Here is a 22,237-nt window from a genome sequence, read left to right as displayed (position 1 = left end):
GCCGCGATCTTTGAGTTCCGCGCGAAATGCATCAGATCTTTATTTATCGCATGCCGCCTTTGCAAACCCTCCCACATCAGGAGACTGAGTTTTATTCGAATCCAGCAGCACAGCAAAGCGAATGCTGAGCAATCAACTGACCTTTTCCGATGCTCGCTGATAGGCAGGCCGCGTCTTGATCGCGTGCAGCCATGAATTGATCGAGCGATACTGCGACCCGAGCCCGGCCCGAGTGATGGCCGCCTCGACCGGAAAGCTCATGATGATATCGGCGGCGGAGAACTGCGAGCCCGCGAACCAGCCGTTTTCGGAAAGTTCGGCCTCCCAAAGATCGGCATTGTCCTTCAGTTGCGGATCGAGCATGCGTTGCATGACCCTACCGCTGATCGCTTTTGCAAATGGCTTCATGAAGAAGGGAACCTGCTTGGGGATCATCCCGAAGATCAGCTTCATGACCAGAAGCGGCATCGCGGAACCTTCGGCATAGTGCAGCCAGTAGGTATAGGCCAGGCGCTCCGGCGTCCCTCTGGCCGGCACGAGGCCCTTCGGATCATATTTTTCCAGGAGATATTCGAAGATCGCCCCGCTCTCGGCAATCACAAGGCCGTCGTCCTCCAGCACCGGCGACTTGCCGAGCGGATGCACCTTCTTCAATTCCGCCGGTGCGCGATAGTCGGGGCCGCGCTTGTAGAACCTGATCTCGTAATCGAGCCCAAGTTCCTCAAGCAGCCAGATGAGACGGTGGGCACGGGAATTGTTGAGGTAATGGACGATCAGCACATGTTTCTCCGTCAGGCATTTTCAATCGAGCGGGCATTTCGGCGCGGCACGGATCGGAACCGCGTCGCATACATCGTAAAGGCATATCCGAGCCCGACAACCACCGCCGCAGCGACGATCGCGTGCCGGACCTGTTCCGGCGTGGCACCGCCAGAACCGCCGAGGAAGATCGCGTTCATCATCCGGCCGGGCCAGAAGGTGAAGACGCCAGCCCCGAATATGCCGCCGATATAGGCACTGATCAGGGCGGATTTATGCGCCCGGACATTGCCGCGCCGAATCTGCCAGATCGCAACACCACAGGAGACGATTACGACAACTGAAAGGATATGGATCGGACTGAAATCGCCCCACACCCGGATCTGATGAATGAAGAAGGTCGAAATCGCCGTCAGCACCATCAGGATCATCCAGATCCGGCCGAGCAGCTTGTGCCGCGCTGTACCCTTTCGGGTCAAAAGCACCGTGGCACCGAGGAAAGCCGCCGGCACGACGGTCAGAACGTGAAACTGTACGGCAAAAGAAGCGTCAAGAAAGGGCTGCAGGTTCATTTGGCGGGCTCCGGGGGATTGCAACTGCCCCCTGCTTCGTCCAATTGTTTCCGCCGATCAAATCCGTCTACGCACGTTGAAGGGGCCCATACGTGAACGGTGGCAAATTGCAATCCGCGCTTCGCGAACTGCAGGAGTTTGCAGCCTCCAGAAATTTCTGGATCGTGCTTGCCGCCATCGTCGTGCTTTTCACGGTGATCGGGCCGTTCGGCACGGGCGAGCATATGGGCGTCCTCCCCCGCTTCGGTTTCTGGCTGGTCAATCTCTTCGTGAGCACATGGATCGCCATTTTGATCGTCGTGTTCGCGGAGCTTTATCTCGACCGTCTCATTGCGGCCCCCTTCCCGCGCATGTTCGCGGGCTCGCTTCTGGCCTGCCCGGTCATCGGCCTTACCACGATGTTCATCGTATACTCATGGCGCGGCCCCGAGCCGTCCTGGCCTACCTATCTTGAGAATACCGCCCAGGCATTCCCGATCTCGATCGTCTTCACCCTCATTTTCTGGGCGTCGATGCGGCACGAGAGGCAGATCAGGCTTGCAACGGAATCGAGCGCCCTGGACGCATCGCCAACAGTCACCGCGAAGGTGAAGGCCGCCGGGTCCGCCCCCGCGCAGGACCAGGCACCGGCAACCGAGCCGCCGCCGATGCTCGCGCGCCTGAAGCCGGAGAACCGCGCGCCGATCCTGCGTCTGTCGGCAGAGGACCACTATACGCTGACTGTGACCAGCCGTGGCAGGGAACTCATCCTGATCCGTTTCTCCGATGCCCTGTCGGAGATCGGCGACACCGTCGGCACCCAGATCCACCGCTCGCACTGGATCGCGCGCGCCGCCTTCGAGGCCCTTGTGACACGGGACGGCAAGCTGATGGCGCGGCTGAAGGACGGCACGGAGCTACCCGTCAGCCGCAGCTTTGCCGGCGAGGTCAAGGCCAAGGTCGCCAACTGGTCTGTCGATTGACCAGCGGCATCAGCCCGACTTTGGTCGGGCGATCCAGATACCCGCCAGGATGATCATACCGCCGGCAGCTTGCAGCAGCGAGACCGGTTCGTTGAGCAATATCCAGGCGATGATGGCGGCAGCAATCGCTTCCAGGAAAATCACCAGCGACGAGAACACCGTCGGCAGCCGCCCGAGCGCAATGGAAAGCAGCCCCTGCCCGCCGGCATGGCTCACAAAGGCAAGCGTCAGGAGGATGCCCCAGCCGTGACCGCTCTTGGGCAGGATATGCGGCTCCATGACATAGGCGACGACAAACAGAAGTGCCGCCGTGATCAGGCTCATCTCGAAGGTGACACGCGCCGCCCCGCTCTTCAGCCGCGCAGCACCGACACAGAGGAAATAGAGGCCGAAGAAGACACCTGTGACAATGCCCATCGCATCGCCCAGCGCGTGCGCCGGATTGAACGCAAGGCTTTCGGCCACCAGCGCCGCGCCGCCGACGAGGCAAAGTCCCAGTCCGACAAGCGTCATGCGGCTGACCCGCTGGCGCAGCAGCAGCCAGCCGAAGATTACCACCCAGAGCGGCGCCATGGTCGCAAAGAACGTACCATTGGCAATGCTCGTATGCATCACCGTCAGATGCCAGAAGAACAGATCGCCGGTAAAGGCCAGACCGGCAAGGATTGTCGCCAGCGGAAACCGCGCGCGCGGCGCATCAGACCGCTGGCGTTCCTCCTGCACCATCCAGAACCACAGGACCGGCAGGGCGAGAAACACACGCCAGAAGGCGCTGGCATAGGGCCCGACATCGGCAAGCCGGACCAGCGACGGCGAAATACTCATGGCAAGCGCCGCGGCAATCATCGCGACAAGGCCGAGCGCAAAACCTGCCGGTCGCGCCGACACGGTTGCAACGACGGGGGTTTCGGGCTTCGGAGAAGCGTCTGTGGTCATGAAGGCGAACTTTCGGGGGAATTGACTTCAGCCTTCTGACAGAATCGCGGCGTCAGGGAAACGTCTTTTTCAGCCGCGCAACAGGCCAAAGGCGACATCAGACCTCGGAAGACTTGGCCCGCTGTTCGAATTCATCGACGAACTTGAGATAAAGCCGCCCGAAATGCGCGATATCCTCTGCGCTCCAGTCGGCGACAATGGATTCGATGAGATCGCGCTTCACGCTTTGTGCCTCGCGGAAATAGGCCCGCGCCTTGTCGGTCAGTTCCACGACCGCGCGGCGGGCATCTGCCTGCGAAACCGAGCGAACGAGAAATTCGCCCTGTACGAGTTCGGAAATCAGCCGGCTGCTGCGGGATGGATCCACATGCATCATGTCGGCGACCGCTCCGACCGTGACTTCCCCGCCTTCGGAGATACGCCGAACAGCTTCGATGACGTCCAGGTGCGACAGCTCGAGCGTCGGCGCGGCCCGCTTCATCGCCATGCGCCCGATGATGCGACGGCCGATCATCAGGCGCATGCGAGACATGGCCTGGCCGATCAATGCGATATCGGCGTTCATTTCTGGCTTCGCCCGGTCAGGCGCTTGTTCCGCATGCGCGCTCATGGAAATTGCTGGTCCCCTGGATCTCGACAAGGCATAACAAATTTATGTGCACTTGTCACGCATATGAATTTGACATTTGTTTGCCATAAGCACATAAACGCCCAACTCATCTTCAGCTACTCTATCGAGATTGCTTTGTCATGCACAACCGTATCAAGCCGACAGAGGCAGAAGCCGCGGTCCATCACGACGCCCCCATGGAAATGGACCGCCGCAGGCGGCTGATCGCCTTCGCCTTTCTGCTGACCGGCGTGTTCATGGCAACGCTCGACAACCAGATCGTGGCGACCGCGCTACCGACCATAGTCGGTGAATTCGGCCAGCTGGAGCGCTTCGGCTGGGTTGGCTCCGCCTATCTGCTGGCCTCGAGCGCCGTCATGCCGCTTTATGGCAAGCTCGGCGATCTCTTCGGCCGCAAATATGTGATGATGGCTGCCGTCTTCATCTTCACGCTCGGCTCTGCCACCTGCGGCCTCGCCGTATCCATGGACACGCTGATCGCCGCGCGCGTGCTGCAGGCACTCGGCGGCGGCGGGATCATGGTCTCGATCTTCTCGATCAATGCCGACCTCTTCGAGCCGCGCGAACGCGCGAAGTACCAGAGCTATTCAAGCCTCATGCTGATGCTTTCAGGCGCGGTCGGACCGGCGCTCGGCGGCGTGATGAGCGATCTGTTCGGCTGGCGCTCGATCTTCCTCATCAACCTGCCGATCGGCATCATCGTGCTTCTCGGCATCGGCACGATGCTCCCTTACAAGCGCCCGCACCGCAAGCCGAAGATCGACTATCTCGGCGCAATCCTCATCGCGTCCGCCATAGCAAGCTTCGTCCTCTGGGCCGACAGTTCGGAACTCTTCGGCGGCCTGCTCGCCCCGCAGAGCCTCGCCATCCTAGGCATCGGCGCGCTCTGCATCGTCATCTGGATTCAGGTGGAAAAGCGCGTCGCCGAACCGGTCGTCCCGCTCAGCCTGTTCTCCAAATCGACCGTCAACCTTCTGCTGATCTACTCCATGGCGAGCGGCGCGATCGGCATCGGTCTCTCCACCTATTATGCGCTCTACCTGCAATCCGCCGTGGGACTGACACCCACCAATGCCGGGCTGTTCTTCATCCCCTTGACCGGCGGCATCGCCATAGGCTCGGTGACCTCGGGCCGGATCATGTCGCGCACCGGCCGCTACAAGATCTTCGCTGTGATTTCGGGTGTTTCCGCAGTGTTGGCGCTGACGGCCGTCGCCTTCCTGCCCCAATCCGCGCCGCTCTGGGCGATCGCACCGCTGCTGCTCATCAACGGCCTTGGCATCGGCGTCGCCCAGCAGGTCCCGGTTCTCGGCGTGCAGAACGCGGCCGACAAGCGCGACACGGGTGCTGCAACAGGCGTCGTCACGCTGACCCGCATGGGCGGCGCCTCCATCGGCATTTCGGTCTACGGCGCGATCCTTGCTGCCAGCGTTGCCCATCTCACCGTGCCGATCCCCGGCATCGACGATTTCGAGAAGTTGACGCCCAAGGATGTCTCCGGCCTACCGGAAGCGACACGGTTGGCAATTGCCGGAGTCTACAACAACGCCTTTCACCCGCTTTTCCTGACAGGCGCATGTATTGGCCTGGTTGCATTGATCTGCGCCATCAGCCTGAAGAACATACAGCTGCCGGTCAAAGGCGAAAATCACTGATATATAGCTAAATTATTGATTTATGAATATAAATTTCCAGTAGATTTTGAGAGGTCGCCAGGCTGACTTTTGCGGGAATGTCCAAAAACTAGCAGATTTTGGAAAGTTTGCGTTAATGCCGACCACCTAGGCTTGCATCAATCCGTGATGCAAACAACGTTGGGCGGGTCCCATGCCGCAGCTCCTCCTGGGGTTCACGACAATCTTTTGGATCTCGATCCTGTCGCTCCTGCCTTTCACGATCCTGAGCGTTGACACAAACGCCTGGACCGCCGCTCTTGCACCCGGAGCTATCTCCAGCGGCGTTCTTGCGGTCTATGCCAGGGCAAGGGGATTTGAGCGGCTGCGCGCGCCGGCCGAAATTCTCCTCTTTCACCTTCTGCTCTTGCTGCCCGTTGCCGCCTCCGCCTACATCGCGATGCAACTTCCCTTCGACCTGGCTGACGATCAGCTTGCGGCGATGGATGCAGCACTCGGGTTCGACTGGCCGAAGACAATCGCCTTCATTGACGGGAGACCCTGGCTTGCGGGCCTCCTCAACTACGCCTACACGGCCTTCACACCGCAGCTCATTCTTTCCCCCCTCCTTCTGGCACTCGGCAGAAACACGGCGAAGGCCTACAAGATGCTAATCTCCTATGGTGCGATCGTCCTGCTTGCGAGTGTGGTGGCGACCACCGTTCCAGCTGTCGGCACCTTCGCCACGACAGGATTGCAGCCGAAGAACATCAACATTCAATATGCCCTCGACTTTGTCGCCCCCCTGCACGCGCTGAAAAACGGCGGCATCTTTGCCTTTCGTCCCTTCGAGCTTGCCGGAATCATTTCGTTCCCGTCTGTCCACGCCGCCGTTGCGGTCCTTTGCGCATGGGCATGGTGGCACAACAGGCTGCTGCGCTATCCCGTCCTCGCTCTCAATGTCCTGATGGCGATCTCGGCAGTCCCGAATGGCGGTCATTATCTCGTTGACGTCATTGCCGGCATCGCCGTCGCCGTTTGGGTCATCCTTGCGGTGGACCGCGTCGAAGCGCGGCTTGCGGCGCATCCCAACCTGCGACTGGCAAAGGCCAATCTGGCTGAAGCGACAAGCGGCAATCCCTGACGGTACAAAACCCCAGAGACTTACATTTTCGGGGTTGGATTCCATAGAGACTTCGCCGCAATGCTCGCCTGGAGTAAGTGCGCCAGTTCTCAGCAGAGTTCTTCCTGGCGGCCGCACGCGGCGATTTTGCTTGCCTCTTCCGCGAATGTTCCGACGACGGCGGCGGCAACATCGAGCATGGTTGCCCTGTCCCGTAAAGACGTCTTTCGACATGAAGCGCAATTTCAGCAGGTCGAAATCGTGCCATGCTTTCTAGGGTCAAAACACAATCATCTGGCGGAATATCGACACGACACCTCCCATACGGGAGTTGATGAAAGAATCTTCCAAAGCCACCTTCGCAGGATCAACGTTGTGTCCTCAAGGAGCTTCCGAATGTCTATTGTGAAAACCCTGACTGCAATCTCGCTTTGCGCCTTGCTGCCGCTCGATGCCGCCTACGCTAGCAAACTACCCAAGACCGCGACAAAGTTGTCTTCTGCCGAGGTTACGAAAATCTACGCAGGAATGTCCGCCAATTATGACCGGGGTAAAGCATACTATGCGCCTGATGGAACCTATTTCATGGTGGGCATGGACAACTCCTGGTACGGCGAAGGCAAGTGGACTGTGAAAGGCAACAAGGCCTGCACTTCGCTCACCTGGCACTCTGTAAAGGATGGCAAGTCCGGGAATGCGCCGGGCTTTTGCAACGCCTGGTATAAAAACGGCAATGACTATTGGAGTCTCTGGGACGGCAACAAGGGCAAGAAAGGTTACCCGACAGATTTCTGGTACAATGGCGAATTGAAGAAAATGCAGAATGGGGATGCCGTCACGGCGACATACAACAGTCTGAAAAACAAGAAATAGCTTGCGCCTCGGACCGCAACTCGGTCCAATTCCGGGTTCGCGGTCCGACTGCAAGGTCTTTGTTCGGCCAAGAAGACCTCCCAAATAGGAGGTGCACGGTCACAACCATCTGTTACAATCGCCATATTTTTATGAATGGGCGGTTGATGGATCATGCGAAACATCGATATCGAATGTATTGAAAGAACTTCCGCCGAGCTTACACTGCTTGCCGAGCAGGCCGGGATGGGGCTTGTTGCCTGGGAGGAATTTACGCAGGCGTTAGCAACGGTCGTTTCTGGCAGCATGTCGATATTAATCCAGAACGACAACCTCAGCCCAGCGCGAGGTATCGCTGCCCATGCGGGATTTTCGCCCGACCATGTGCGCAAATACGTCGAGCATTACGTGCATGTTAATCCGTGGAATGCATTCTGGAGTAGTGTGAAGGTTGGCCAGGTCGTTCGATCGTCCAATGTCATGCCAGCCGCCAGTTTTCGCGGAACCGAGTTTTACAACGATTGGCTCAGGCCCCTCGGGGGGCTTTACGACGGTATAGGCGTAAAGCTTCAAGCATCTGCGGACACCCCGATCGTTCTCAGTATGCAACTGCCGGATAAGAACCTTGACGCTGCCGAGTCAATCATTGAACCAATCATAGAACGGTTGCAAGGCGTATTGGTTCGGTCGATTGCAACCAGCTATCGGAACATCGAGGGATACCGAAAGGTGGCTGCTGCGGCTGCCTTGGTGAACCGCGAGCCTGATATCGCGTTTGCTGTCGACGACAAAATGCGCATTGTGGAAGCAAACACGCTCGGAGAACATGCCCTATCAGCCGGAACGGTCGTAAATTCACGAAACCGGACGCTGCGCATCAACTGTGAACCCGCTCATCGATGGCTGGAACAGGCAGTAATGGCGATGGCAAATCTGAAGCCGCTGCCCGATCATCGCCACGCCTTTTCGCATCATGGCAGAAACTATCGCGTGTCAGTCTTAAGGGTACCCGAGGCGGACTCTCGTTGGTCGTCAAATTTTATTTTACCCCGCTATTTGGGACTGGTCCAAATCCGCAACCTCAGCTCGAACCATGCCACTTTCGACACTAAGGCATTTTGTCGTCTGTTTCACATCACGCCCGCCGAACTGCGGCTTTGCGAATTGCTGCTTGAAAACCTTACGCTTTCCGAATGCGCGGATCGCCTATTCATTACACGGGAGACCGCGCGTCACCGGTTGAAGCAAGTCTTCAACAAGACCGGCATCAGCCGTCAGGCAGAATTGATCGGCTTGTTGTTGAGATTTTCCTGATCTTCCCAATGGGAACCGCCGCCCACGAAACACAATGCTTGCAGGACCCGCTGAAAGACAGGAACGACATAGGCCCTCCCCCCAAGAAACTTTCCCCCGGAAACCGCCATTTTCGGGGTTGGTTTCCACAAAGACATTCCCTATAAGGCCCACCTAGCCTTTAAGTCAGAAAGCCCGCACCCGGCCCGGTCCCGAACCGTCGCCGGTTTTTCATGCAGGCCCCATGCACGCTCCCGAAAGCGCCTTTCGGACAAGAGCTTGCGGAAACAAGAAAGTTGGAATGACGCCATGTCGAAGCGCCAAGATATCAAATCGATCCTCATCATCGGCGCGGGGCCGATTGTCATCGGTCAGGCTTGCGAATTCGACTATTCAGGCACACAGGCCTGCAAGGCCCTCAAGGAAGAGGGTTATCGCGTCATTCTGGTGAACTCCAACCCGGCGACGATCATGACCGATCCGGGCCTGGCGGATGCGACCTATATCGAGCCGATCACCCCGGAAGTCGTCGCCAAGATCATCGCCAAGGAGCGCCCCGACGCGCTGCTCCCGACCATGGGCGGCCAGACGGCGCTGAACACTGCCCTTTCGCTCAAGCGCATGGGCGTGCTCGACCGCTACAATGTCGAAATGATCGGCGCGAAGCCCGAAGCGATCGACAAGGCCGAAGACCGCGCCCTCTTCCGCGAGGCCATGGAAAAGATCGGCCTCGAAACTCCGAAGTCGATGCTCGCGAACGCCACCGACATCAAGAATGCCGACCGCAAGACGCATGAGGCTGCCCGCGCCAAGCTGCGCGCCGAACTCTCCGGCCCCGCCCTCGACAAGGCGCTGGACGATCTCGAAAATCATTGGAATCTCGGCGAGAGCGACCGCAAGCAGCGCTATATCAGCCACGCCATGGCCATTGCCGCGCAGGCGCTCGACGTGGTCGGTCTGCCCGCCATCATCCGCCCCTCCTTCACCATGGGCGGCACCGGCGGCGGCATCGCCTATAACCGCTCGGAATTCTACGACATCGTGTCGGGCGGCCTAGACGCCTCGCCGACCACGGAAGTGTTGATCGAGGAGTCGGTGCTCGGCTGGAAGGAATATGAGATGGAAGTGGTCCGCGACAAGGCGGACAATTGCATCATCATCTGCTCGATCGAGAACATCGACCCGATGGGCGTCCACACGGGCGATAGTATCACGGTGGCCCCTGCCCTCACGCTCACCGACAAAGAATACCAGATCATGCGCAACGCCTCGATTGCGGTGCTGCGCGAGATCGGCGTCGAGACCGGCGGCTCCAACGTGCAGTTCGCCGTCAATCCGGAAAACGGCCGCCTCGTCGTCATCGAAATGAACCCGCGCGTGTCGCGCTCCTCGGCTCTCGCCTCCAAGGCGACCGGCTTCCCGATCGCCAAGATCGCGGCGAAGCTCGCCGTCGGCTACACGCTGGACGAACTGGAAAACGACATCACCGGCGGCGCAACGCCCGCCTCCTTCGAACCGTCGATCGACTATGTCGTCACCAAGATCCCGCGCTTCGCCTTCGAGAAATTCCCGGGCGCGTCGCCGGTCCTGACGACGGCGATGAAGTCGGTCGGGGAAGTCATGGCGATCGGCCGCACGTTTGCGGAATCGCTGCAGAAGGCCCTTCGCGGTCTTGAAACCGGTCTGACGGGCCTCGACGAAATCGAAATCCCCGGCCTTGGCGATGGCGACGACAAGAATGCCATCCGCGCAGCCATCGGCACCCCGACGCCGAACCGCCTGCGCCACGTTGCCCAGGCACTCCGCCTTGGCATGTCGGAGGAGGAAGTGCATCAGGGCTGCAAGATCGACCCGTGGTTCATCGCCCAGCTCAAGAAGATCGTCGACATGGAAGCCCGCGTGCGCGAGCACGGCGTGCCGGAAGACGAGCAGAACCTGCGCATGCTGAAAGCCATGGGCTTCTCCGATGCCCGCCTCGCCTCGCTGACCGGCAAGACCGCCAAGGAAGTCGCGCATCTGCGCAACCGCCTAAACGTCCGCCCCGTCTACAAGCGCATCGACACCTGTGCGGCCGAATTCGCTTCGCCGACAGCCTACATGTACTCGACCTACGAGACGCCTTTTGCAGGCGCCACGCGCTCCGAAGCCGAAGTCTCGACCCGCAAGAAGGTCGTCATCCTCGGCGGCGGCCCGAACCGCATCGGCCAGGGCATTGAGTTCGACTATTGCTGCTGCCATGCCGCCTTCGCCCTGAAGGATGCCGGCTTTGAAGCCATCATGGTCAACTGCAACCCGGAAACCGTCTCGACCGACTACGACACCTCCGACCGCCTCTATTTCGAGCCTCTGACGGCCGAAGACGTGATCGAGATCCTGCGCGCCGAACAGGAAAGCGGCGAACTGGTCGGCGTCATCGTGCAGTTCGGCGGCCAGACCCCGCTGAAGCTCGCCGAAGCGCTGGAAAAGAACGGCATCCCGATCCTCGGCACCGCGCCCGACATGATCGACCTCGCCGAAGACCGCGACCGCTTCCAGAAGCTTCTGCAGAAGCTCGACCTGACGCAGCCGAACAACGGCATCGCCTATTCAGTCGAACAGGCCCGCCTCGTCGCCGGCGAGATCGGGTTCCCGCTGGTCGTGCGCCCGTCCTATGTTCTGGGTGGCCGCGCCATGCAGATCATCCATTCGGAAGGCCAGCTCCAGGCCTACCTGCTCGACACCGTGCCGGAACTCGTGCCGGAAGACATCAAGGCCCGCTATCCGAACGACAAGACCGGCCAGATCAACACGCTGCTCGGCAAGAACCCGCTTCTCTTCGACAGCTACCTGACCAACGCCATCGAAGTCGATGTCGACTGCCTCTGCGACGGCAAGGATGTTTTCGTCTCGGGCATCATGGAGCATATCGAAGAAGCCGGCATTCACTCCGGCGATAGCGCCTGCTCGCTTCCCGTTCACACGCTCTCCAATGAAATGGTCGATGAACTGGAGCGCCAGACCAAGATCCTCGCCAAGGCACTGAACGTCGGCGGCCTGATGAACGTTCAGTTCGCGGTCAAGGACGGCACCATCTACATCCTCGAAGTCAATCCGCGTGCCTCGCGCACCGTGCCCTTCGTCGCCAAGACCATCGGCGCGCCGATCGCCAAGATCGCCGCCCGCATCATGGCCGGCGAAAAGCTCGATGAGGCCGTCGCCGCCTATGGCAAGAAGCCCGATCCGCGTGCGCTGAAGCACATCGCGGTCAAGGAAGCCGTCTTCCCGTTTGCCCGCTTCCCCGGCGTCGACACGCTGCTGGGTCCGGAAATGCGCTCCACCGGCGAAGTCATGGGTCTCGACACCGATTACGCGCTGGCGTTTGCCAAGTCGCAGCTCGGCGCCGGCGTCGATCTGCCGCGTGAAGGCACCGTCTTCGTCTCCGTTCGCGACGGCGACAAGGACCGCATCCTGCCCGCCATCCGCATCTTGGCCGACATCGGCTTCAAGGTCCTGGCGACCGGCGGCACCCAGCGCTTCCTCGCCGAAAACGGCATTGCCGCAGTCAAGATCAACAAGGTTCTGGAAGGCCGCCCCCATATCGAGGACGCCATCCGCAACCGCCAGGTTCAGCTGGTCTTCAACTCGACGGACGGCAACAAGGCGATCTCCGACTCCAAGTCGCTCCGCCGCGCCGCGCTGATGCAGAAGGTGCCTTACTACACGACCATGTCGGGCGCGCTGGCTGCAGCGGAAGCAATCCGCGCGCTGAAGCAGGGGCAGTTGGAAGTGCGGCCGCTGCAGAGCTATTTCTGAAACAGGCATCGGTCCGCAGCCCAATGCCGGTTGCGGACCAGCCGACGACGCTGCCAAATTACAGGAACTTTTGTGGGTCCGTTACATCCCGCAAAGGCACACTTGACCACATCCCTCTTCCAAGATAGCCCTTTCATCGAGGGGACGTTTACATCTTTGGATTGTGAGGATTTTTATGAAGAAGATTACGGTTCTCCTCCTGTGCGGCTTGGCCGTTTCGGGCTGCACGACCACGCGCGAGAATTACGAAACAGGCGCTGCGGCGCTTGCAGGCAGCAAGAGCCTGCGCAACGAGGTCACCCAGAAATGCATCGCGCATGCGCGATATTCGAATCCCCATGCGAGGCACAACGCAGCTTTGCTGATGGACGTCAGGGATACCGAAGTGGACCGCCTCGCATGTTCGCGGATGGTGAGTGCCGTTGCGAGCGGCCGCCTCTCGTATGAAGAGGCCGCGGCCCTGCATTACGGACGATTGACCCCCAAAATTGTCAAGATACTCCAAGGGCGCTGAAAAGCTGCGCTTCAGTTTGAAGCCGCTGGCAAGACGTTCCATGCTCGCGGCTTCGCACTCTCTCGATCTGGACTTCCATAAACGTTTGGCACCGCACATGTTGTCCTCTGCCCGATAACCGGGATGCAGGCCTTGAGTTTGACCCTGGATCGGCATCTAACAAAAACACGTCACTCATCTGTCACAAGTCCTTCACACAACCCTGCTTCTCTCCGGCAAAACGTGGCAAGGATTTGACGAATGCAATATGACCTCGAGCGCATCAAGACAGAGATCGCGGACAGCTTCGACGAGGAGCTGGAAATGCAGATGGACGAGGATCAGCTTGATGAACTCGTCGTTGATGGCATGACGCACGAGTCCGAGCCGACGCTCGACCGCAAGATCTATTTCCGCGAGCTCTTCCGCCTGCAGCACGAGCTAGTGAAGCTGCAGGACTGGATCCAGCACAAGAAGCTCAAGGTCGTGGTCATCTTCGAAGGCCGCGATTCCGCCGGCAAGGGCGGCGCGATCAAGCGCGTGACGCAGCGCCTCAATCCGCGCGTATGCCGCGTCGTCGCACTCCCCGCTCCCACGGAGCGCGAGCGTCACCAGTGGTATTTCCAGCGCTACACGCCCCACCTGCCGAGCGCTGGCGAAATGGTCCTCTTCGACCGTTCCTGGTATAACCGCGCGGGCGTCGAGCGCGTCATGGGCTTCTGCACCAAGGACGAACTGGAAGAATTCTTCCGCTCCGTGCCGGAATTCGAGCGCATGCTGGTCCGCTCCGGCATCATTCTCATCAAATACTGGTTCTCCATCACCGACGAGGAACAGGAATTCCGCTTCAAGATGCGCATCCACGATCCGCTGAAACAGTGGAAGCTCTCGCCCATGGACCTCGAAAGCCGCGTTCACTGGGAAGACTACACCAAGGCCAAGGAAGAGATGCTCGACCGAACCCATACGCCGGAAACGCCGTGGTGGGTGGTCGAGGCGGTGGACAAGAAGCGCGCCCGCCTGAACTGTATCGCGCATCTCCTCAAGCAGATCCCCTATGAGGACGTGCCGCGCCCGACGATCGACCTGCCCGAGCGCGTCCATCATGACGACTATTACCGCAAGCCGGTGCCCGACGACATGTATGTGCCGAAGCTCTACTGAGGCATCGGTCTGAAGACGAAAACCGCGGGAGGGACCCTGTCTCCTCCCGCGTCGAAAAATCCGCGGCCCTGTCCAAACCGTCCGGCATTTGATATTCCAGCCGCCAAGAGACGAACGGCGACGGAGGCTGAAATTCGTGCGGCGGATGAAGGGGGTTCCGATCGGAGTTGCGGCCTCGGCGGTCCTTCATCTGGTCGTGATCATCCTCATTCTACGCCTCGCGCCTGCCAGGATCGAAGATGCGGGTGAGCAGACCATCGCAGTGACGATGGTCCCCGTGCAGGAATTCAACTCAGGCCCCGCCGCACCGAAGCTTGCTCCGCCCGAAGAACCTGGCGAGCCGGCCTCCAACCCTCCCTCTCCGTCATCCGCCGAAAGCCCCCTGGCCCGATCTTCGCCCGCCGCGTCTTCACCCGCGCCACCGTCCGCCGCACCTGCAGCGCACCCGCCACCCGAGCCGCAGGCGCAAAACGGGTCCGGTATGATTGAAGCCCTCAACTTCTTTGCATCTGCCATCCTTGCGAGACCCGAAAACCGTTCGGCCCGCGACGCGCTGAAGACACTGGCGCCAGCGGAGCGCAACGAGCAGATCTGCGATACCGAGGCGATGGAACAGATTCGGCGTGCCGATGCCAAGTTCCGCCCCGATCGGCTGATCGCCTATGCACTGGAAAACACGCAGGTTGATGGAGAAACGCTCCATGCCGCAGGCGCGGCATTCAGAAGCGCCCATCGCTGGTTTCGTCTCACCTTCGACTGCAAGCTGGATGCAAAGCGAAACACCGTGACCGCCTTCCGCTTCCTGATCGGCGATCCGATCCCGAGCAGCCGATGGAGCGACCTGCAGCTGGAGCGCTGAGGCGGCTCAAGCGCTTGTTCTCAAAGCGCCTTTGACCTTCAAGAAAACCGTACAACAGATTTTCCTCGCTTTTTCAAAAAGGTTTCTGTTATATTGATTTCCGTTTTGAACGGTTCCGTTGCGTGAAGCTCCGGGGACCGTTTTATTTTTGTGCCGCGCTCATCAAAAGACGTGGAAACGACAAGACATGCGGCCGCATGGGGTGAGACCTATGCGTCAGCGACGGGAAGGAAATGGAAATGGTCGAAAAAGTTCCGATGACCCAGTCCGGCTTTGCCAAGCTCAACGAAGAGCTGCGTTGGCGCCAGCAGGAAGAACGCCCCCGCATCATCGAGGCGATCGCCGAAGCGCGTGCCCATGGCGATCTGTCGGAAAATGCTGAATATCACGCCGCCAAGGAAGCGCAGAGCCACAACGAAGGCCGCATCGGCGAGCTTGAGGATCTGATCGGCCGCGCCGAAGTCATAGACCTTTCCAAGATGTCCGGCAGCACGATCAAGTTCGGCGCCACCGTGAAGCTGATCGATGAGGACACGGACGAAGAAAAGACCTACCAGATCGTCGGCGATCAGGAAGCCGACGTGAAGTCCGGCCGCATCTCGATCTCCTCTCCGATCGCCCGTGCGCTCATTGGCAAGGAAAAGGGTGACTCGATCGAGGTCAACGCGCCCGGCGGCTCCAAGGCCTACGGAATCCTGAACATCTCCTGGGGCTGATCCGCCCGGAAGTCTGACATCGTGCCACAGTCCGCGACCGCCGCAGAAACCCGCGTCATTGCGCCGAATTTCAAGCGGCGGCTCTCGGGCGTGACATCCACGATCGTCCAGCTCGTGCCGGAACAGAACCGCCAGGGCCAGCACGTCGCCGTGATCGGCCCCGGCCTGCCCGCGCATCTGCCACATCTCCGCTGGCTTGACCTTCTCAAGCTCTGGCAGAAGCCGGCTGGCGGTGGCAAGCGCATCTGGCATGCGCGCCGCAACAATGAGATGCTCTTCGGCCTCCTGTTGCGCGACGTTCTGCGCATGCCGATCAGGCTCCTCTTCACCTCCGCCGCCCAGCGCCATCACAGCCGCTACACGCGCTGGCTGATTGCGAAGATGGACGCCGTCGTCGCCACCAGTGAGCGTTCCGGTTCCTATCTCAAGGTGCCGCATGAGGTCGTGTCGCATGGCGTTGATCTCGCCCTCTTCCATCCGCCGGAAGGGCTGAGCGACACGATGGCCGGGACCGGCCTGCCCGGCAAATATCTCATCGGCTGCAGCGGCCGCATCCGGCATCAGAAAGGCACTGATCTTTTCGTCCGCGCGATGATCGAACTTCTGCCCCGCTATCCGGATTGGACCGCCATCGTCACCGGCCGTGTCACAGCCGATCACAAGCCCTTCGCCGCATCGCTCGAAGCCGACATCAAGGCCGCAGGCCTCGAAGACCGCATCCGCATCCTCGGCGAAGTCGACGACATCAAGCCTTGGTATCGACGGCTCACCCTCTACGTCGCACCCTCCCGCAACGAGGGCTTCGGCCTGACCCCGCTCGAAGCCATGGCGTCGAATACCGCCGTGGTCGCCAGCGATGCGGGCGCCTATGCCGGCATGATCGTTCCCGGCCAAACCGGTGAGATTGCCCCCGCCGGGGACTACGAAACGCTGCGCGATGCGATCGCGAGATATCTGGCTGACCCGGCACTTGCAGAAGCGCATGGAGAAGCCGCACTCGCAGACGTTCGCGCACGGTTTGACCTGAAGGGCGAAGCCGCCGCACTCGGCGCGATTTACGAGACGCTGGAGAGGAACTGAGGAGCCCGCCCCATCCGTCTCCCCCCTTGTGGGGGAGATGGCGGCAGCCAGAGGGGGACTTTGCCACGACCGCCGGAGCAAGCGGATAGACAGCCCCCTCCCCAACCCTCCCCACAAGGGGGAGGGAGAGCGCCCGCCTCACCCCACCCCTCAAATCTCGATCAGCCCGACCTTCTTCACCTGCCGGATCGTCAGCATGGTGCGCACGGTGTCGACATTCTCATCCGCCGCCAGTTGCTCGATGACGAAATCCTGAAACACGGTGAGATTTTCCGCTACGCAATGCAGGAGAAAATCGCTTTCGCCCGACACCATCCAGGCCTGTCGCACCAGAGGCCATTTGGCGGTAGCCGCCGAAAAGCTCTTGAGGTTTGCCTCTGACTGATGCTTGAGACCGACCATGCAGAACCCGGTCAGGTCCATACCGAGTTTCGGGCCATTGAGAACGGCCCGATAGCCCTCAATGATGCCCGTATCTTCCAGCCGGCGGACGCGGCGAAGACAGGGCGGCGCTGAAATGCCGGCGCGGCTGGCGAGCTCGACATTGGTGATGCGCCCGTCCGCCTGCAACTCCCGAAGGATTCTGATGTCGATCGCGTCGAGTTCGGCACGGAACATGAAGGGTCCAAACGCTGGGGAATCGGCTGAAATGTGTGCTTTAGCTATGACAGCACGCGAGTTTACGCACAAGCGGGCGCGGCTTTCTGTTGGTAAGCACCGCTCTCCCTTGAAACTACCCCCTGCCGCCTCATAAATAGCGGTCAAGTTTCAACGTCGCGGCGCGCCTATTGTCATGCGCTCATCCCTGCCCGCGCGAAAGGATCAAACAATGTCCAACCGTCACGTCAAGGTTCTCATCATCGGCTCCGGCCCGGCCGGCTACACCGCCGCCATCTATGCCGCGCGCGCCATGCTGAGCCCCGTGCTGATCGCCGGCCTCGACCAGGGCGGCCAGCTGATGATCACCACGGATGTCGAGAACTATCCGGGCTATGCCGATCCGATCCAGGGTCCGTTCCTGATGGAGCAGATGCTGAACCAGGCGACCCATGTCGGCGCGGAAATAGTCAACGACATCGTGACCAAGGTTGACCTCTCCCGCCGCCCCTTCAACGTTGTCACCGACAGCGGCGCGACATGGACCGCCGACACGCTGATCATCTGCACCGGCGCCAAGGCGAAGTGGCTCGGCATCGATTCCGAGAAGACCTTCCAGGGCTTCGGCGTCTCGGCCTGCGCCACCTGCGACGGCTTCTTCTATCGCAACAAGGACGTGATCGTGGTCGGCGGCGGCAACTCCGCCGTCGAGGAAGCGCTCTACCTCTCCAACATCGCGAAGTCCGTTACGGTCGTGCATCGCCGTGAGCAGTTCCGCTCGGAAAAGATCCTGCAGGAGCGCCTCTTCGCCAAGGAAAACGTCAAGATCGTCTGGAATGCCGAGATCGCCGAAATCATCGGCGACGCCTCCCCCGTGTCCGTGACGGGCGTGAAGCTGCGCAACACCAAGACCGGCGAAATCAGCGAACATGCCACCAACGGGGTCTTCGTCGCCATCGGCCATGCACCGGCGGTCGAACTGTTCGAAGGCCAGCTGCGCCAGAAGCCCAACGGTTACCTGTGGACAGCACCCGATTCGACTGCCACAAATGTCGAGGGGGTTTTCGCGGCAGGCGACGTGACGGACGACACCTTCCGGCAGGCCATCACGGCGGCCGGCATGGGCTGCATGGCAGCGCTCGAAGCCGAGCGCTATCTGGCCGGTCATCTCGCAGCGCCTGCTGTCGCCGCTGAATAAGCTGCCAACAAGCATTCCCATGAAAAGTGTCGGGCGGTTTTCCGTCCGGGAATGCGTAAAGACAGAGAGCTGAGGAAACGGCATGGGCGGACCGCTGGACTGGGACAAGCTGAGAATATTTCATGCCGCTGCGGAGGCAGGCTCGTTCACGCATGCCGCCGAGAGCCTGCACCTGTCGCAATCCGCGATCAGCCGCCAGGTCAGCGCGCTGGAAAGCGATGTCGGCTGCAAGCTGTTCCACCGCCACGCCCGTGGCCTGATCCTCACCGAACAGGGAGAGCTGCTCTATCGCACGGCGCATGATGTGCTGATGAAGCTGGAAACGGTGAAAATCCAGCTCACCGAAACCACCGAGAAGCCGAGCGGCAAGCTGAAGGTCACGACCACGGTCGGCCTCGGCCAGGGCTGGCTGACCGACAAGATCCAGGAATTCCTGAACCTCTACCCCGACATGCAGGTCCAGCTCATCCTCGACAACGAGGAACTGGACGTGAACATGCGCCATGCCGACTGCGCTATCCGTCTGCGCCAGCCGCAGCAGTCCGACCTCATCCAGCGCAAACTCTTCACCGTGCATATGCATGTCTATGCCGCCCCCGCCTATTTGAGCCGCCATGGCGAGCCGCAGTCGATCGAAGATCTCGACAAGCACCGTATCATTTCGTTCGGCGAGCCTGCGCCGGGCTATCTGCTCGATGTGAACTGGCTGGAAATCGCCGGCCGCTCGGCCGACAATCCGCGCACGCCGCACCTGCAGATCAATTCGCTCAGCGCCATCAAGCAGGCCGCGCTGAAGGGCATCGGCATCGCCATGCTCCCCGACTATATCGTCGGCCGCGATCCCGGCCTCGTGCAGCTCGTCACCAATGCCGACGTGCCGTCCTTCGACACCTATTTCTGCTATCCGGATGAAATGAAGAATGCAGCAAAGCTGAAGGTCTTCCGCGATTTCATCGTCGCCAAGGCACGTAACTGGAACTTCTGACGCCCTCGTGCGGCGGCCCGATTGCAAAGCACAGATTCGGGGCAAGCATGATTAATGGCTATATTTTAAGCAGAAACCAATCATTTTCAGTGAAGACTGCCGGAACCTTCAAAATATCGATTGATGGAGCCTGACGATATTGACCGCAAGGTCAAATATTTAAACCATAAAAAACAAAGACTTAGATGGAAAATCGTCAGAGCTATGCGCAGGCGGCATGCCTGACATGCAACGCCAATCCTTGAAACCTGCACAATTTGGCACCATATCACGCTCAGTTGTTGAGCTTAGCGGTTTTCCTCCCAGTGCCGCTACAACAACTGTTCCCCTCTGGAGGTTTTTACCTTCACAACTATACGGGCCCGAGAGAAATCTTGCGGCCCATTTTTTTTGCTTGAAATAATGCTTTGATTTTCGAACGGCAGATGCGAGCGCGGCGTCGCCACCGCGCTCCGTCAAGACTTCAGAACCGTCAGCCGATGGCCGTCGTATCCGCCGGCGCATTGCTCTCGCCGCCATCGACATAGCCGTTGTTGAAGGTCTGGATGACCACTTTCAGCTGCGTCACGAGATCCTGCGCCAGCGCCTTCATGTCGGGCTGGGAATCCACCCCATCCGCGCCCTTGGCGTGGTGCGCGGCGCCCGCTTTTTCATGCCCGGCCTTCAGGTTCGCGGCAAACTGATCCTCGGTGATCGAGCCGGTCCCTGCGGTGTCGATGGACTTGAAGATCTTGGTCGCATCCTCCTCGGACATGTCCTTCGGACGGCCGGCGACAAATTCCGCAAGCGAAACGGAACCGCTCTTGTCGGTATCGATCTTCGAGAAGGCCTTCGCGGCCTCTTGCGCCCCGCCTCCCCCGTGATGCCGGTGATGGCCATGCACGGCACCGCTCTGCTGCTGATCAAGGGGCTGCGTGCCGTCCGTCGTGGACGTCGAGTCTGTCGTTGAGGATGCGGTGGATGCGGTCCCGGCCTTCAAGGCCTGTATCTGCATCATCAGCGAATTGATGGTGGACGTGGCCTGGGCGCCGACGCCCGTCGTGTCGTCCGTGCTCAGAACGCTTGCCAGCGACGGAACCGTCTGGCTTGCGGGAACAGAGTTGGCGGCACCGGAGGTATCATCATTGTCCGCAGACTGGTTCGCTGCGAGCAATTGGGACAATTGGCTGGAATAGACGGCGCTGCCGCCCGGTGATGACATTATTGAAGTCATGCGCATCTCCTTCATGAGATTGCAGTTGAAGTCACCACTCGTCGCCGTCCCCAAGCGTTGAGAAGCGGCACAACTAGGCTCCCGAAACCTTGAGCCAGCATTGCGTTTCATAAGGGCCGCATACGAAAAAACCGCCGGACTTGCGCCCGGCGGTCTGAAACATCCTGAAAGGCTGTATCTGCTTACTTGCAGGCGCCGCAGAAGCGCTGGATGCGGCGGCAAGCCTCTTCGAGCATGGCTTCCGAGGTCGCATAGGAGATGCGGAAGTTCGGGCCCATGCCGAATGCCGTGCCATGAACCACGGCAACGCCTTCCGATTCGAGCAGTTCCATCACGAAGTCCTGGTCCGTGTTGATCACACGGCCGGACGGTGCGGTCTTGCCGATCAGGCCGGCGCAGGACGGATAGACGTAGAACGCGCCTTCCGGAACCGGGCAGGAAATACCCTTGGCCTGGTTGAGCATGGAGACGACCAGATCGCGTCGCGACTGGAAGATCGCCTTGTTCTTCTCGATGAAGTCCTGCGGACCGTTCAGCGCCTCGACAGCCGCCCACTGGGCAATCGTGTTGGTGCCCGAGGTCTGCTGGCCCTGGATCATGTCCATGGCCTTGATCAGTTCGACCGGGCCAGCCGCATAGCCGATACGCCAGCCGGTCATCGCATAGGCCTTGGAGACGCCGTTCATGGTGAGCGTGCGGCTATAGAGGCCGGGCTCGACCTGAGCCGGCGTTGCAAACTTGAAACCGTCGAAGGTCAGGTGCTCATACATGTCGTCGGTCAGAACCCAGACATGCGGATGGCGCAGCAGAACGTCCGTCAGCTTCTTCAGCTCGTCATGCGTATAGGCAGCTCCCGACGGGTTGGACGGGGAGTTGAAGATGAACCACTTGGTCTTCGGCGTGATCGCCTTTTCCAGATCTTCCGGCTGCAGCTTGAAGCCGTTCTCGATCGTGGCGTTGACGAACACGGACGTACCGCCGCAGATCGCGACCATTTCCGGGTAGGACACCCAATACGGCGCCGGAATGATGACTTCGTCGCCGGGGTTCAGCGTCGCCATCAGGGCGTTGAACAGGATCTGCTTGCCGCCCGTGCCGACGATGACCTGGGCTGCCGTGTAGTCCAGACCGTTCTCGCGCTTGTACTTCCTGGCAATCGCCTCGCGCAGTTCCTGGATGCCGGCAACAGCCGTGTACTTCGTCTCACCACGGTTGATCGCGTCGATGGCGGCCTTCTTGATATTGTCCGGCGTGTCGAAATCGGGCTCGCCCGCGCTGAGGCTGATGACGTCCACACCCTTGGCCTTGAGCTCGCGGGCCTTCTGGGCCATTGCGATAGTGGCGGAGGGCTTCACTCGGGAAAGCGCGTCGGCGATAAAAGCCATGATCTTCGAACCTT

General features: G+C 60.1%; 20 protein-coding genes. 13 read left to right on the top strand and 7 right to left on the bottom strand.

Going from position 1 to position 22,237, the window contains the following annotated elements:
• Positions 1-132 precede the first annotated feature (132 nt).
• On the bottom strand, positions 133-780 hold the full coding sequence (locus ABID16_RS01705) for a glutathione S-transferase (RefSeq protein WP_354554624.1): 648 nt from the start codon (positions 778-780) through the stop codon (positions 133-135).
• A gap of 11 nt (positions 781-791) precedes the next feature.
• Positions 792-1,331: a DUF2306 domain-containing protein gene (locus ABID16_RS01700; RefSeq protein WP_354554623.1), complete on the bottom strand. Its 540-nt coding sequence runs from the start codon at positions 1,329-1,331 to the stop codon at positions 792-794.
• A 92-nt stretch (positions 1,332-1,423) separates the two neighbouring features.
• Between ABID16_RS01700 and ABID16_RS01695 the strand changes: the two genes are divergently transcribed.
• A complete protein-coding gene (locus ABID16_RS01695) occupies positions 1,424-2,293 on the top strand; it encodes a LytTR family DNA-binding domain-containing protein (RefSeq protein WP_354554622.1) in 870 nt (289 codons plus the stop codon).
• Positions 2,294-2,302: 9 nt separating this feature from the next.
• Here the strand turns inward: ABID16_RS01695 and ABID16_RS01690 are convergent, their stop codons facing one another.
• Together ABID16_RS01690 and ABID16_RS01685 are read right to left on the bottom strand one after the other, a co-directional pair.
• Positions 2,303-3,229: a DMT family transporter gene (locus ABID16_RS01690; protein ID WP_354554621.1), complete on the bottom strand. Its 927-nt coding sequence runs from the start codon at positions 3,227-3,229 to the stop codon at positions 2,303-2,305.
• Between the two features lie 97 nt (positions 3,230-3,326).
• Positions 3,327-3,794: a MarR family winged helix-turn-helix transcriptional regulator gene (locus tag ABID16_RS01685; protein WP_354554620.1), complete on the bottom strand. Its 468-nt coding sequence runs from the start codon at positions 3,792-3,794 to the stop codon at positions 3,327-3,329.
• Positions 3,795-3,979: 185 nt separating this feature from the next.
• Between ABID16_RS01685 and ABID16_RS01680 the strand changes: the two genes are divergently transcribed.
• The 10 genes from ABID16_RS01680 (at position 3,980) to ABID16_RS01635 (ending at position 16,845) form a co-directional block, all read left to right on the top strand.
• On the top strand, positions 3,980-5,515 hold the full coding sequence (locus ABID16_RS01680) for an MDR family MFS transporter (RefSeq protein ID WP_354554619.1): 1,536 nt from the start codon (positions 3,980-3,982) through the stop codon (positions 5,513-5,515).
• A 172-nt stretch (positions 5,516-5,687) separates the two neighbouring features.
• The gene (locus ABID16_RS01675; protein ID WP_354554618.1) at positions 5,688-6,617 is read left to right on the top strand and encodes a phosphatase PAP2 family protein; all 930 of its coding nucleotides are present in this window, start codon (positions 5,688-5,690) and stop codon (positions 6,615-6,617) included.
• 375 nt (positions 6,618-6,992) lie between these two features.
• Entirely contained in the window at positions 6,993-7,469 is a 477-nt protein-coding gene (locus ABID16_RS01670; RefSeq protein ID WP_354554617.1) for a DUF995 domain-containing protein, read from the top strand.
• Positions 7,470-7,622: 153 nt separating this feature from the next.
• Entirely contained in the window at positions 7,623-8,762 is a 1,140-nt protein-coding gene (locus tag ABID16_RS01665) for a helix-turn-helix transcriptional regulator (protein ID WP_354554616.1), read from the top strand.
• Positions 8,763-9,050: 288 nt separating this feature from the next.
• Entirely contained in the window at positions 9,051-12,533 is a 3,483-nt protein-coding gene (gene carB / locus ABID16_RS01660; protein WP_354554615.1) for a carbamoyl-phosphate synthase large subunit, read from the top strand.
• 175 nt (positions 12,534-12,708) lie between these two features.
• Positions 12,709-13,047: a hypothetical protein gene (locus tag ABID16_RS01655; RefSeq protein ID WP_354554614.1), complete on the top strand. Its 339-nt coding sequence runs from the start codon at positions 12,709-12,711 to the stop codon at positions 13,045-13,047.
• A gap of 240 nt (positions 13,048-13,287) precedes the next feature.
• On the top strand, positions 13,288-14,190 hold the full coding sequence (ppk2, locus tag ABID16_RS01650; protein ID WP_354554613.1) for a polyphosphate kinase 2: 903 nt from the start codon (positions 13,288-13,290) through the stop codon (positions 14,188-14,190).
• Positions 14,191-14,335: 145 nt separating this feature from the next.
• Positions 14,336-15,049, top strand: a complete 714-nt coding sequence (locus ABID16_RS01645) for a DUF930 domain-containing protein (RefSeq protein ID WP_354555872.1) — start codon at positions 14,336-14,338, stop codon at positions 15,047-15,049.
• Positions 15,050-15,288: 239 nt separating this feature from the next.
• Entirely contained in the window at positions 15,289-15,765 is a 477-nt protein-coding gene (gene greA / locus ABID16_RS01640; RefSeq protein WP_354554612.1) for a transcription elongation factor GreA, read from the top strand.
• A 21-nt stretch (positions 15,766-15,786) separates the two neighbouring features.
• A complete protein-coding gene (locus ABID16_RS01635; RefSeq protein WP_354554611.1) occupies positions 15,787-16,845 on the top strand; it encodes a glycosyltransferase family 4 protein in 1,059 nt (352 codons plus the stop codon).
• A 150-nt stretch (positions 16,846-16,995) separates the two neighbouring features.
• On the opposite strand, the gene ABID16_RS01630 is transcribed toward ABID16_RS01635, so the two are convergent.
• Positions 16,996-17,463 carry an Lrp/AsnC family transcriptional regulator gene (locus tag ABID16_RS01630; RefSeq protein WP_354554610.1) on the bottom strand — a complete coding sequence of 156 codons (468 nt, stop codon included), beginning with the start codon at positions 17,461-17,463 and terminating at the stop codon, positions 16,996-16,998.
• Positions 17,464-17,674: 211 nt separating this feature from the next.
• Between ABID16_RS01630 and trxB the strand changes: the two genes are divergently transcribed.
• Both trxB and ABID16_RS01620 read left to right on the top strand, forming a co-directional pair.
• Positions 17,675-18,640 (top strand): thioredoxin-disulfide reductase, encoded by a 966-nt coding sequence (gene trxB / locus ABID16_RS01625; RefSeq protein ID WP_354554609.1) that lies wholly within the window; start codon positions 17,675-17,677, stop codon positions 18,638-18,640.
• A gap of 82 nt (positions 18,641-18,722) precedes the next feature.
• Positions 18,723-19,625 (top strand): LysR family transcriptional regulator VtlR, encoded by a 903-nt coding sequence (locus ABID16_RS01620; protein ID WP_354554608.1) that lies wholly within the window; start codon positions 18,723-18,725, stop codon positions 19,623-19,625.
• 472 nt (positions 19,626-20,097) lie between these two features.
• Here the strand turns inward: ABID16_RS01620 and ABID16_RS01615 are convergent, their stop codons facing one another.
• Together ABID16_RS01615 and ABID16_RS01610 are read right to left on the bottom strand one after the other, a co-directional pair.
• Positions 20,098-20,838 carry an EF-hand domain-containing protein gene (locus ABID16_RS01615; protein WP_354554607.1) on the bottom strand — a complete coding sequence of 247 codons (741 nt, stop codon included), beginning with the start codon at positions 20,836-20,838 and terminating at the stop codon, positions 20,098-20,100.
• Between the two features lie 182 nt (positions 20,839-21,020).
• Complete coding sequence (locus tag ABID16_RS01610; RefSeq protein ID WP_354554606.1) at positions 21,021-22,223, bottom strand: pyridoxal phosphate-dependent aminotransferase; 1,203 nt, start codon at positions 22,221-22,223, stop codon at positions 21,021-21,023.
• Between the last annotated feature and the right edge of the window lie 14 nt (positions 22,224-22,237).

It is taken from the genome of Limnomicrobium aquaticum (assembly GCF_040545545.1).
Taxonomy (GTDB): Bacteria; Pseudomonadota; Alphaproteobacteria; order Rhizobiales; family Rhizobiaceae; genus Ensifer_A; species Ensifer_A aquaticum.
Note: the sequence above shows the minus strand (reverse complement) of the source record. Positions and strands in the feature narration are given on the sequence as shown.